At 34.9% G+C, this 13,293-nt stretch carries 11 protein-coding genes, 1 pseudogene and 1 other annotated feature; of the genes and pseudogenes, 2 read left to right on the top strand and 10 right to left on the bottom strand.

Annotated elements, in window-relative coordinates:
* Nucleotides 1-14 precede the first annotated feature (14 nt).
* The 4 genes and pseudogenes from JFT89_RS05045 to JFT89_RS05060 all read right to left on the bottom strand — a co-directional run bounded on the left by JFT89_RS05045 (nucleotide 15) and on the right by JFT89_RS05060 (nucleotide 3,461).
* On the bottom strand, nucleotides 15-656 hold the full coding sequence (locus JFT89_RS05045) for a FusB/FusC family EF-G-binding protein (RefSeq protein WP_016094304.1): 642 nt from the start codon (nucleotides 654-656) through the stop codon (nucleotides 15-17).
* A gap of 114 nt (nucleotides 657-770) precedes the next feature.
* Nucleotides 771-1,390 (bottom strand): annotated as a pseudogene (locus tag JFT89_RS05050) (DUF421 domain-containing protein).
* Between the two features lie 163 nt (nucleotides 1,391-1,553).
* Nucleotides 1,554-1,817 (bottom strand): CD3324 family protein, encoded by a 264-nt coding sequence (locus tag JFT89_RS05055; RefSeq protein ID WP_016094307.1) that lies wholly within the window; start codon nucleotides 1,815-1,817, stop codon nucleotides 1,554-1,556.
* Between the two features lie 306 nt (nucleotides 1,818-2,123).
* Nucleotides 2,124-3,461 carry a sodium-dependent transporter gene (locus JFT89_RS05060; protein WP_016094308.1) on the bottom strand — a complete coding sequence of 446 codons (1,338 nt, stop codon included), beginning with the start codon at nucleotides 3,459-3,461 and terminating at the stop codon, nucleotides 2,124-2,126.
* Nucleotides 3,462-3,763: 302 nt separating this feature from the next.
* Nucleotides 3,764-3,986 (bottom strand) — a binding site (T-box leader).
* 220 nt (nucleotides 3,987-4,206) lie between these two features.
* On the opposite strand from JFT89_RS05060, the gene JFT89_RS05065 reads away from it, so the two are divergent.
* On the top strand, nucleotides 4,207-5,841 hold the full coding sequence (locus tag JFT89_RS05065) for a putative polysaccharide biosynthesis protein (RefSeq protein ID WP_201039564.1): 1,635 nt from the start codon (nucleotides 4,207-4,209) through the stop codon (nucleotides 5,839-5,841).
* A 40-nt stretch (nucleotides 5,842-5,881) separates the two neighbouring features.
* On the opposite strand, the gene JFT89_RS05070 is transcribed toward JFT89_RS05065, so the two are convergent.
* The 6 genes from JFT89_RS05070 to JFT89_RS05095 form a co-directional block, all read right to left on the bottom strand.
* Nucleotides 5,882-6,706, bottom strand: coding sequence for a DUF4037 domain-containing protein (locus JFT89_RS05070; RefSeq protein ID WP_201039566.1), 825 nt, complete (start codon nucleotides 6,704-6,706; stop codon nucleotides 5,882-5,884).
* A gap of 93 nt (nucleotides 6,707-6,799) precedes the next feature.
* Complete coding sequence (locus tag JFT89_RS05075; RefSeq protein ID WP_002064773.1) at nucleotides 6,800-7,312, bottom strand: GNAT family N-acetyltransferase; 513 nt, start codon at nucleotides 7,310-7,312, stop codon at nucleotides 6,800-6,802.
* A gap of 77 nt (nucleotides 7,313-7,389) precedes the next feature.
* Nucleotides 7,390-8,307, bottom strand: a complete 918-nt coding sequence (gene cysK / locus JFT89_RS05080) for a cysteine synthase A (protein ID WP_016094312.1) — start codon at nucleotides 8,305-8,307, stop codon at nucleotides 7,390-7,392.
* Nucleotides 8,308-8,317: 10 nt separating this feature from the next.
* Nucleotides 8,318-9,529, bottom strand: coding sequence for an MFS transporter (locus JFT89_RS05085; protein ID WP_201039568.1), 1,212 nt, complete (start codon nucleotides 9,527-9,529; stop codon nucleotides 8,318-8,320).
* Nucleotides 9,530-9,819: 290 nt separating this feature from the next.
* Nucleotides 9,820-11,079: a GTPase HflX gene (gene hflX / locus JFT89_RS05090; protein WP_002012171.1), complete on the bottom strand. Its 1,260-nt coding sequence runs from the start codon at nucleotides 11,077-11,079 to the stop codon at nucleotides 9,820-9,822.
* Between the two features lie 480 nt (nucleotides 11,080-11,559).
* Nucleotides 11,560-12,111: a cobalamin biosynthesis protein CbiN gene (locus JFT89_RS05095; protein ID WP_033706646.1), complete on the bottom strand. Its 552-nt coding sequence runs from the start codon at nucleotides 12,109-12,111 to the stop codon at nucleotides 11,560-11,562.
* A 182-nt stretch (nucleotides 12,112-12,293) separates the two neighbouring features.
* Between JFT89_RS05095 and JFT89_RS05100 the strand changes: the two genes are divergently transcribed.
* Nucleotides 12,294-13,277 carry a ketoacyl-ACP synthase III gene (locus tag JFT89_RS05100; protein ID WP_002135577.1) on the top strand — a complete coding sequence of 328 codons (984 nt, stop codon included), beginning with the start codon at nucleotides 12,294-12,296 and terminating at the stop codon, nucleotides 13,275-13,277.
* Nucleotides 13,278-13,293: the final 16 nt, after the last annotated feature.

Raw genomic sequence — 13,293 nt, forward strand, 5'->3', positions numbered from 1 at the left:
AGAGGTCTTCCATTTTATTTCTTTAATCTCTCGATAAAATCCTGTAATTTATCAAGCGATTTCATATTATGATTACAAGCTACACCATCTTTGCAAATATAGTTTCCCTTTCTAACGAAAGTTCCTGGTACATCACCTTTAATTTCAACTAAAAACATTCCTACTTCTTCATGCCCATGACATAATGAACAAATACTTTTTTTATTTAAACTTTGAAATGTTCCTTGCAGACCAACAAACTTATTTTTATCATTTTTCGCTATAATAAATTTCCTGCTTGATCCCTTGTCAATCCAGCTTAAATAAGATAATTCTTTCATATCCAGTTCTTCCATATCAGGCAGTTTTAATTTTTTTGCTTTAGGGAATAGTTTTTTTAACGTTTGTGCTGTAACTTCCTGAAACGGAATTACATACGGATTTATTTTCAGTAAAAACGATTCTGCATCTTCTCTATTTTTAACTGTTAATACCGTATCAATTAAATCTTTTTGTTCATCCGTTAAATTCTCAAATACATGTATTATCTTTTCAATTGCAAGTGATTTTAACGCTTGAATTACTCCTCTATCATTTGCCGTCGCATGTCCATTTGCTAAAATATAAGCTTGTGATTTTATAAAATTATATTGATCACTTCTAATAAAAGCTTCCATCTTTATCACTCCATACAAATTGTTGATCTAGTTTTATTGTATACAATGATTCAACTTTTTGATATGTAAAAGATAACTTAGAAATGAAAATTACATAACTACATCAATTATTTCCTACCGATTCATCTCCTGACAAAAGAATCCATCATCTGTTTTCCATTCTGCATATAGTACGTCCTCAAATTATCCTTAACTACTTTCCCATCACTAATTAATGAAATCGGTAAGTATACAGGCTTATGTTTTAAACTTAAATCATTTATAGTAGGAGATTCAAATTTACTTTTTTTCAATACACTTATATTTCCGTTAGGTTCCAATATCATATACTCAACTTCTCGGATTGAAAATATATCTTTTTGTTGCCTAAGTATTTGTTGTAATTGGTTAATATCTAAATGATTTACACTTAATTGTTCTCGGTCAATATACCCGTTGCGAATAATAATAGAAGGGTATCCTTCAAAAAACCTTCTTGTTCCTCTTATTTTTTGTGTTATCACTTCTATAGTATAAATTAAAATCACCCAAACAAATACTGAATATAAAATAGACCACACTTTAATTTTAGGATCGTATATTGAATTTCCAACAAGCTCACCAAGGACGATAGCAGAAATAAAATCAAAGGGTGTTAGCTGAGATATTTGTGTTTTCCCTAATATTTTTGTAGCAATTAATAGAACAAAAAAACCAATTAAAAGCTCTATCGTTATTTGTCCAATATGATTCATATACGTCCACCTTTCTGCTTTTCACTCAAATACTATATATCCTATTTAGTAACAAATGGCACATTTTGGCTATTATCGTGCCCATTCACACCCAATATATCCAATAGGTGCAAAGCAAAAAGAGTCTGATTCAAAATAATATTTGAACCAGACTCTTTTATTTTCATTTAGAATACACAATCTTTTTAATCGTTTCTCCAGAAAGAAAATATTCTTCTGCAAGTTGATGAATAGCACTTCCGCTTTTAAATGCTTCTTTAATTGCTTTATTTCTTTCATCCAGTTGCTCTCTTCCTCCAGATTGTGTACCCCATTTATAATGTTTCGTTTCTTGTTTTGGAATGTAAATTGTTTCACCTTGTATATACTTTTGAATTTCAGCAATTAAGCTTTCTGGTAAAACAGCCGTAGCCTTTACGTATTTCATTTCTGCTCGCCCCTTATTTTTTAACTTTCATTCAATAAGGTGCAAAGCCAAATATAGAAATGATACGAGCTCATTTTAGCGATTGTAAATTACTTGTCTACCTCACGCAAAGTATCGCCATTTCCATACTTGGCTTTGCATGAGACGTTGCAGTGTCTGGCAATTGAATTGTAATCGCCATTATAAACACCTCCTAATATACCTTTTGTATTTTATTATATGCTAATTTTTCTCGCCTTGCATCTTCATAATCTTTTAAAGAAAAAGCGCTAGCCTTTCGTTAAAACGATAGACTAGCGCTTTAGACTAAATGATTCCTAATACATTTAAGAATACGATAATAATCGCAATTGGTGCAATATAGCGAAGTAAGAATAACCATAATACGAATAATTTATAGCCTTTATTTTTACTTACACCAAGCTCTTTCATTAATACATCTTTCTTCATTTTTAAAGGGACAAAGATGGAAACTAATAAAACACCAAGTGGCATTAGTATGTTACTAACCGCATAGTCTGCTAAATCAAAAATTGTTTTTCCAAATGGTTTCACATCGCTTAACAAACCGAATGATAATGCTGATGGCACCCCAACAACGAAGATTAATAATCCTACGATTAAAGCCATTTTTTCACGTTTCCCTTTACCTTTTGCAGTTAAAGATGCAACGCTAATTTCTAACATCGAAATTGCTGATGTAATAGTAGCAAAGAAGAATAGTAATAAGAAAACAATGAAGAATAATTTTCCGAACGCCATTTTACTGAAAATAGCTGGTAATACGATAAATAATAGTCCAGGTCCTTGAGATGGTTCCATTCCAAATGCGAATACAACTGGGAAAATTGCTAGTCCTGCAAGTAATGTAATCACAAGCGTTAAAGCTACGATAGAAAATGCTGAACGCGGTAAACTTTCTTCTTTCGGTAAGTACGAGCTATACGTTACCATAACGGCTACACCAACAGATAGTGAGAAGAACGATTGCCCCATTGCATATAAAATGATTTCTGATGTTACGTTTGAGAAATCAGGTTGTAAGAAGAAGCGAACTCCTTCTCCAGCACCGTCTAATGTAAGTGCACGAACAATTAATACAAAGAATAAAACGAATAGTGCTGGCATGAAATATTTATTTACTTTTTCAACACCATTTTGCACGCCTTTACTTACGATAAAAATAGTAATAAGGATGAATAATAGCTGTGATCCTACTGCTAAATACGGATTGGAAATGATTTCACCAAACGTAGCTTCGTATGCACCATTTCCTTCCCATAGTCTACCTGTAATTGCATTCCATAAATATAGTAAAATCCATCCCCCTACAACACTGTAGAAAGAAAGTAGTATGAAACAAGTTACAATCCCTAATTTACCTAACCAAGGCCATAGTGTTTTTGGTGCGATTTCGCTATACGCATCAACAGCCTCTTTTTGTGTACTTCTTCCGATAACGAATTCAGCTAATAATAGCGGTAAACCAATTAATAATGTGAAACCGATGAAAATAAGGAAGAACGCGCCGCCTCCTCCAATTCCGGCCATATACGGGAACTTCCAAATCGCTCCAAGACCAATCGCTGAACCTGCTGCAGCTAATACGAAACCTAATTTCGATGTCCATTGCTGTGAATTCATTTGTTAATCTCCTCTCTTTATCTTTTTCTGTTTTACAATCCGGTATTTATATTGTTTTATCCATACTCTTTTCTAATACGTTCACTTCCTCCCTAATAATAAAAAAACGCCCCTACGTAAATACGTAGGGACGACAAAAATATCGCGGTACCACCCTAGTTATGAAGATACACCAAAGTTAGGACCTAAATAAAAAACGTCCCTACGCAAATACGTAGGGACGATAAAATATCGCGGTACCACCCTAGTTATGAAGCCACACCAAAGTTAGGACCTAAATAAAAAACGTCCCTACGTAAATACGTAGGGACGATATATATCGCGGTACCACCCTAGTTGTGAAACAATCTTCACCACTTTATTTGATAACGGTATAAACTACCGTCTTTCATTTCCTCAAAACATGAGATTTATGAAAGATGCTCCAGGACGAACTTCATGAATAATCTATATACTGATTCACACCAACCATCAGCTCTCTGAAATAGGGAGATTTTCACTACTATACCCTTTCATTGCCCAAATATTATTTTCCGAATTGATTACTATCATTTTTATCATACATTAAAAATAGTGTCAACTTATATTTTGAAATTTTATGCATTACATTCTATTTAAAAATTCAAAATATGACTTTTGTATGAATAGTATTAGAACATTTATGGTTTATACTGTATTAACTTCTCTAGCAGGTTTATAGTAGTATACGATAAATGCAAGACAGCACGAGTAGGAGGAAAGAATTTTGTCTACTTCAAAAGTTTTAAAAGGTACCGCTTTATTAAGTGGTGCAACAATGATTTCACGAATTTTAGGTTTTATATACTTTTTCCCCTTTCAATTATTAGTTGGAACGCAAGGGGTCGCTTTATATGGATACGCATACTCTTGGTACGGTATTTTATTAAGCTTTTCAACAGCTGGTATTCCTATTGCCGTCTCAAAATTTGTTGCAAAACATAATGCACTTGGTGATTATAGTACAAGTAAAAAATTGTATAACTCGAGCGTAAAATTAATGATGTTTATGGGCTTTTTAGGATTTTCAACTTTATTTATTGGAGCACCGTACATATCACAATTTATTATTCGCTCGAAAACACCAGATCCACAATTTATCGCAGACGTAACACTTACGATGCGAGCATTAAGCTTCGCGCTTATTATCGTACCAGCTATGAGTGTTACACGTGGTTATTTCCAAGGTTTTCAACATATGAAACCAAGTGCTGTTTCTCAAGTCGTAGAACAAATCGCACGTGTCGTTTTCATTTTAGTTGGTAGTTTTATCGTCTCAAAACTATTAGGTGGTTCAGTAGCTTCTTCTGTTGCGGTTGCTACATTTGGTGCTGTTATCGGGGCACTTGCAAGCGTCTCTATTTTAATGATGTACTGGAAAAAATATAATGGATTAAAACCTCCTGAAGGTGAGCTGAAAACGAGATCATCAAACATTCCGTTAAGAAGTATTTATATGGAATTACTACGTTATGCAATTCCAATTGTATTTGTAGGCATTGCAATCCCGCTCTATACGTTAGTAGATCAATATACCGTAGCTGATGTCCTTAGAGCGATGGGAGAACCTTTAGAAACCGCGAATGCAGTTTTCGCTTATATAACGAACTATGCCCAAAAGTTAATTATGATTCCGGCTTCACTTGCAACTGGATTCTCATTAACAATTATTCCGGCTATAACGAAATCATTTACAAGCGGGAAACTAGAAGAATTACAAGAACAAATTTCAAAGATATTCCAAGTATTGTTATTCTTCACTATCCCAGCCGCATTCGGTCTAGCAAGTATCGCTTACGATGCATTCCGCATGGTTTATGTAAATCCTGAAATTGCACTTGGTGGATCACAATATTTAATTTCATTTGCACCTTCTGCTGTATTAAGTGCAATTTTCACAGTTTCAGCCGCTATATTACAAGGAATTGATTATCAAAGAAAAACAATGATTGCATTCTCAGCCGGTATTCTCGTTAAAATTGTGGTGAACACACCGCTCTTACATTTATTCGGTGGACATGGTGCTGTACTTGGAACAATTCTTGGATATCTCGTTTCAAATATTATTATGTTGTACTGCATCGTTAAGTTTGCGAAATTTAAAATTGGCGAAACAGCAAAAACAGTATTTCTTATTACGATTTACTCCGCAGCAATGTCTGCTGTTGTAATTGCATTAAGAGCAATTATAAGCTGGATTATTCCTGGACAATCTTATATAGAATCACTGATCATTGTGTTTATATGCGCCGCAGCAGGAGGACTTGTTTATCTTTTATTCGTATTAACAAGTGGACTTGCTTCGCATATTCTCGGTAATAGGATTCAACGATTACCTGTATTAGGAAAGTTAGTAAAATAAAAAACAAGAGATGTAACGCGTTGTTACATCTCTTGTTTTTTTACTTCGCATATTGAATGCGCTTTTGTTGTTCAGCAATATTTAATTCTGGAGCATATTGTTCTACTAAATGTAATACCTCTTCGATCAACGCTTCTAACTCCTGTACACTATACTCTGGTTCCCCTATCAGCGTATTCGCCATACGCTCATATAGATTTTCAGGTTTAATATTCATACGCTCTACATTATAAGCCATCCATTTAAATGCAGGATGGTGCACATACATTCTATTCAAACCGAATAAAACACCGAATAAATCCCTTTGTACTTCACAAATAACATCATAAAGCATAAGCCAATCTTTCCGTTTTAAAAGCGCCTCTCGATTATGCCAACGATTGCTTAACCAAAGGTTTTCTGAAATCATCCTTTTCGCCAGTTCTTCTGGATATACTTCAATCCTATCTTTTAGAGCATGTACTTTTACTTCTCCATACAAACTCACACCATCATGAACCGATGATACAATACATTGTTTCTCATAATTTGTATCATACTGCTCTATAACTTCTGAAATAATTTTTTCTACTGTTAATGTTAAAAAGTTACTAATCTCTAGTTTAATTCCTTCTTTCGTCAAATACGTTTCCGACCATTCTTCGTCCTCGTAAGGATGATATGACAAAATCGTTCCACCAATATTATTAATTGGACCTAGACGCTCTTCATCCTCTGGTGGTTCTGACCATAAAATATGTAATTCAATATCTGAATGTTCATCTTCTAACTTTCTCGCTACAGATCCTGCTAAAATAATAGCTTCGACTTTCTGGTTTTGCCTATAAATCTCCGACATCTCTATCGCTTTCTCTTTTAATCCCATTGCATTTCCCCCTAAAACTGCAGTACTCCCCTTACTTTTCATTTATCTATTTCGATATTAAACATTATATTACCTTTTCAAATTCCCACTAAATCATATTTCTACCCAATAACGCTGAACAATTTCGCCAGAATTAGAAGAAACTACTTCATTTTCTAGCACACCGCCAACCTTTTGAATCGTTTTAACCGAACCGATATTAGCTTTATCACAAGTTATTAACACCTTCTTCAACCCTAACTTTTGCGCTTCACTTAATGCAAGTTTCAATTGTTTTGTCGCGTAACCTAGGCGACGTTTATTCGGATGGACACTATAACCGATATGACCGCTTTCCAGTAATAATTCTGGATTTAATCGATGTCTAATATTCACAAAACCAATAAGTTCTCCTTTTTCAATACTTAAAAACTGACTAGACGGCACTCGATTAGATGGTAAGTTTTCTCCTACTTCTTGTATACTCACTTTTGCAAACCATTTATCAAGAGAAGCAAAATTTTGTAGAGAACTACTACCGTGTGGTTGTTCATCAGTATGTAAAAATACCTCCCGATATTCCATAATTTGTTCATTATATTCATTTGTTGGTTTTAATAGTTTCATTGTGCTTCCCCTCTCTTAATAACCTAGAACAAACCCCTTAATAGCTCTATTTCACCATTAAGGGGTTTCTATCATTTTCATTCAAATAATCCCATACTCAAATAACGCTCACCTGTATCAGGTGCAATACATAAAACTTTTTTACCAGCGCCTAAGCGTTTTGCAATCATAATTGCAGCGTACACAGAAGCTCCTGAAGATGGTCCAACTAATAAGCCTTCTTGTCTTGCTAAGTTTCTCATTGTAGTTAATGCTTCTTCATCCGCAATTTGAATAATTTCGTTATACACTTCTGTATTTAAGTTTTTTGGAATAAAACCAGGACTTGTTCCTACTAGTTTATGAGGGCCTGGAATACCACCAGATAAAACTGGTGATCCTTTCGGTTCTACTACTGCAATATATAAGTTTGGTAGTTTCTCTTTTAATGTTTCACCGGTCCCTGTAATTGTTCCACCCGTTCCCGCCGTTGCTACAAATGCATCAAGATCTCCATCCATTTGTTCATAAATTTCAAGTGCAGTCGTATAACGATGAATATTCGGATTTGCTGGGTTTTCAAATTGCTGCGGAATAAAACTATTTTGAATTTCTTTTTGTAACTCTATCGCCTTCGCAATTGCTCCTGGCATTCTTTGTTCCGCTGGTGTTAAAACTACTTCTGCTCCGTATGCTTTCAATAAATTAATACGCTCTTTGGACATATTGTCTGGCATAATTAAAATAGCTTTATATCCTTTAGCTGCTGCATTCATCGCTAAACCAATTCCTGTATTGCCACTCGTCGGTTCAATAATTGTATCACCCGGCCTAATGAGGCCGTGTTCCTCGGCAATATGAATTAAATTATAAGCAGCACGATCTTTCACACTGCGTGACGGATTAAACATTTCCAGTTTTACATACACATCCGCCGCGCCTTCTGGAATAAATTTAGATAATCGAACGACAGGTGTATCTCCTATTAATTCTGTAACGTTTTCACATACTTTCATAGCACATCTCCTATTCTATCGTTTTCTTATCATTTGGCAGTAACAATGAAGTCAGTCCAATTAATGGTAAACAACTACATAATAGCATAATAAATTGAAGACTATACATATCAGCTAATTTCCCAAGGACTACAGCACCTAATGCTCCAAGACCAAACGCAAGGCCAACAATTAATCCTGACACCATTCCAACTTTCCCTGGAACAAGTTCTTGTGCATATACAACAATTACACTAAAACTACTAGAACTAATAAAACCAATACATAAAAATAATGGTACAACCCACACGAGCGAAACGTGAGGTAGTAAAAGTGCAAGCGGCGCTGAACCGAGCATTGAAAATACAATTATCTTTTTCTTACCGAATTTATCTGCTAACGGACCACCAAAGAAAGTACCTAATACACCAGCAATCATAAAAGCGAAGACGAAATACTGTGCATTTTTTATAGATAAACCGTAATGCTCTATTAAATAAAATTGATAGAAATTCCCGATACCAGCACCGTACCAAGAACGTACGAATGTTAGAAAAACAAGAAGTATAATAACAAATTTAATGTGCGTACTTACAATCGTATTTTCAGCCTCAAGTGCAGCCCTCTTTTTCCTTCTTACAGCACCAGTGGCTAATTCATTTTTATACCAATTTGATACGAAAATTAGTAATACAATTCCTACTGCTGCAAAGGCTGTAAAACCTAAAGAACCAATTTGACCGAGCGGAACGAAAATTAATGCTGTAAAAATAGGTGCTAGAGAATTCCCTGTATTTCCTCCCACTTGATAAATCGCTTGTGCTAAACCTCGTTTTGCACCGGCTGCCATGTAAGCAACACGAGCGCCCTCCGGATGAAAGACCGCGGAACCTAATCCAATAAATAAAACAGAAATAATAACAACTATAAAGTTCGGTGCAAATGCGAGTCCAATCATCCCAAGCATACTCGAAAACATACCGAGCGGTAATAAAAATGGTGACGGCTTCTTATCTGAATACATCCCAAAAACCGGTTGCATAATCGATGACGTCATATTTAACGCGAACGCTATCCACCCTACTTGCATATAGGATAAATTCATCGTTTTTTCCAAAATAGGAAACAACGCGGGTACAACCGCTTGCATCGAATCATTTAAAAAATGTCCGAAACTAATCGCAAATAATATTCGATATATCGTCGGTGTTTCTACTGTATTTTTTTGTGAAACTGCCTGCATATGTGTATTTCTCCTTCCTGTACAAAATATATATTTATTACAGTTAGTGTAATAAATTTAGACTTTAATCAGAATAAATTCTGAGTTTTGAAACATTTCTATTCTATACTGGTTTCATTTCTTTTTCCAGAAATTCAACTTCTAAAAAAATATATTTTTTCCATCTGCTTTGTCGGATTTATTTATATGAACTCTTTGTATTTTCTTTTATACTAAGGCAGGATGAAAGGAAGGCTTGCAACTATGAAGAAAAAGACGATCCTAAAACATATTAGGATCGCCTTTTTTTATTAAATAGAAAAACGCTTATATTTCTCATAATCACTCGTCTTACATTCTAGTGCCATTTTCGTACCTTCGTTTTCATAACTCGTAGATAAAACGTGTGCATGATTGTTGAAATACGAAACTACCTGTCCTTGATCATACGGAATTAACATTTCACACTTCGTATACTCTTTATAAATGTGTGAACGAACTACTTCTACAAGCTCTTCAATTCCAACATGTTTCTTCGCAGATAGATAAACGCGATCTTCTTGCACTTTCGGAATTTCAACATCTACCAAATCTGATTTGTTGTATGCATAAATCGTCGGGATATTTTCCACGCCAATTTTCTTTAACGTTTCATTTGTAATATCAATTAATTGCTCATAATTGGGATTTGAGTAATCTACAACGTGAATAAGTAAATCTGCTTCCGCCACTTCCTCTAGCGTTGAACGGAATGCTTTCACAAGATGATGCGGTAACTTACTTACAAATCCAACAGTATCCGTTAATAAAAATGATTTATTATCCGGCAAATCAATATTTCGTACAGATGTCTCTAACGTCGCAAATAACATATCTTTTTCAAATACTTGTTTCTCTACAGTACCATTAAAAATTTCAAGCATTGTATTCATTATCGTTGATTTACCTGCATTCGTATATCCTACTAATGACACAACTGGAATTTCATTTTTCTTACGTTGTTTACGCTGGGTTTGGCGCTGTGCAACAAGTGCTTCTAATTCTTTATTTAGAGCCGCAATTTGTTCTTCAATTTTACGACGATCTAATTCCAACTTCTTCTCACCGACACCTTTATTTTTCGTGCCAACTCCCCCGCTTTGTCTTCCTAAAGATTCACGAAGACCGATTAAACGAGGCATCATGTACTGAAGATGGGCCACTTCTACTTGCAACTGCGCTTCTTTCGTTTTCGCACGTTGCGCAAAGATATCTAAAATTAAAATGGTACGATCAATTACTTTACAATCTAAATCCTCTTCTAAATTTCGAATTTGTGAAGGAGATAATTCGTCATTAAAGATGACCATATTTGCATCTGCTTCTTTCACATACGCTGCTACTTCTTCAATCTTCCCTTTTCCAATATAATGCGACGGATTTACTCGTTGTAAATTTTGTGTCACTTGACCGATTACTTCCACATCACAAGCTTCCGTAAGATTTGCTAACTCTTCCATCGAATATGCAAAATCAGCTTCCTTACCTAAATTTACTCCAACTAATATTGCTCTTTGTAATAATTCTTCCATATATTTATTCCTCCATTTCGATTACGCAAAATAAAAAACACAGGTCACTGCCTGTGTTTTCGTAAACGGATAAGGGTTCACCAAAGAAATAGAAGAAAGCAGTGCTTTCGTCCTATACATGGTCAAAAAGTCCTAAGATAGTATACGTATCCAACAAGTGTTCACCTATACTATCCCATTCTATTTATAAAGGCAAAACAAAAAGAGGGCGTATTCGTCCCTCCCTCTTTTTCACATATAAGCTTAATAAAGGGTTCCTTTAAAATAGGCAGACCAATCCCGTTCACTCTGTACACAGACAGAGCCTTTGAGCGCTATTCAATTATCGGCACAAAGTATTGAGACGTAATCTGATTAAGATCAAAGGAAGCCCCTCCGTTCATTTTAAGTTAAATAAAGTGTAGCATAAGTAATTCGCTTTCACAAGATTAAACCACCTATAGAAACAGAAAGAAAATCTTTGTATTTTTACTTTAATCGTCATTTTTTGCGAATTCTTCTCACAATAAAAATAACAACAGCAATTATCAATAACAGACCTATAGAAATGATAACAAGCTGTCCCCATCTAAAACCGTTAACCATACCCCCTTTTAAATCCACTTTCTTCGTCGGAACAGACTCTTTTGCAATATGACTTAAAGCCGTTTTTTCTATCTCTGCCTCATCTAATCTCTTCGTTCCACTGCAGATAGATGTCTCTAACTTTTCTTCTCCTCTGTAAGAAGAAAAGACTAGGTACTCTCCTCCCTTTGCAAAAGGAAATGCACAGCTACTAACACTTGTATATATAATAATTTGCGAAGAACTTGTCCCTTTCCAAATGTTCTTCACTTCAAATAATACTTCAGTTCCAACTCCCTCTTTCCTTCCAATTTCAATTACTTTCCCCTCAAACACCACATCATTTTTTTGAAATGCATCCTCTGGAGATTTTTTAATACAGTCACAAGCATAAGATTTATCTGAAAAAACAATAAGAATAAAGCTACAAATAATGACAACAGGCAACATGTGCAAAATTCTTTTCAAGGAGCCCCACTCCCTTCATTATCAATTTCAAAAGCTTCTCGTATATTATTTTTACGCTACTCGCCAAATTCCTCCAGAGTAAATTAAACATTATCGTTCCCATAGAATAAAAGTATTTATTGACATTTTTATAACCTGATATTAGTATCAGGTTATAAAAATAAAAATTAGGAGATGTCCCTATGAATTCTAAATCTCGTATTACCGCAATTGGTACTTATGTTCCAGATCAAGTATTGTCTAATAACGATTTAGAAAAGATGGTCCATACGAATGATGAATGGATTGTACAAAGAACAGGCATGAAAGAAAGAAGAATTGCTAACGAAGACGAATACTCCTCACACTTAGCCATTAAAGCCATCGAAAATTTATGTACAACATATAAGAAAAACTTAGAAGATATTGACTGTATCATCGTCGCTACAACTACTGCTGATTATGTTTTTCCTAGTGTCGCGTGCCAAATACAACAATACTTCAACATACCTCATACACTAGCTTTTGATTTAAATGCAACTTGCGCTGGTTTCACATACGGACTGCATGTCGGTAATAGCTTAATCACTTCTGGATCACATCAAAAAGTACTCGTCATAGCGACAGAGACATTATCTAAAGTTACTGATTACACCGATAGAACGACCTGTATTTTGTTCGGTGATGGCGCTGGAGCTATTTTATTAGAAAGAGATGAAAACAAACCAAGCTTTATCGCTGCTCACATGGGAACAAACGGTGACGGTGGCATTCATCTATACAGAACAAACTTATCTACTACTATGAATGGCACACCACTACAAACAAGTGAAAAAATCGTTCAAAATGGAAGAGAAGTATATAAATGGGCTGTACGAACAGTACCATACGGCATAAAAGAACTATTACATACTGCAAATTTGCAAATAGATGATATAGACTGGTTCATACCACATAGTGCTAACTTAAGAATGATTGAATCTATTTGCGAAAAATCAAAAATATCTATTCAAAAAGCATTAACGAGTGTGGAAGATATGGGGAATACATCTTCCGTCTCTATTCCACTCGCTTTAGATTTAGCTAGAAAAGAAGGAAGATTAAATAACGGAGACACACTTTTGCTATACGGATTTGGCGGTGGACTTACGCATTTAGGGCTTATTGTGGAGTGGGATTTAAGTTAAACGAATTAAAAAGAGG

The organism is Bacillus sp. TH25 (assembly GCF_016650935.1).
Lineage (GTDB): Bacteria > Bacillota > Bacilli > Bacillales > Bacillaceae_G > Bacillus_A > Bacillus_A mycoides.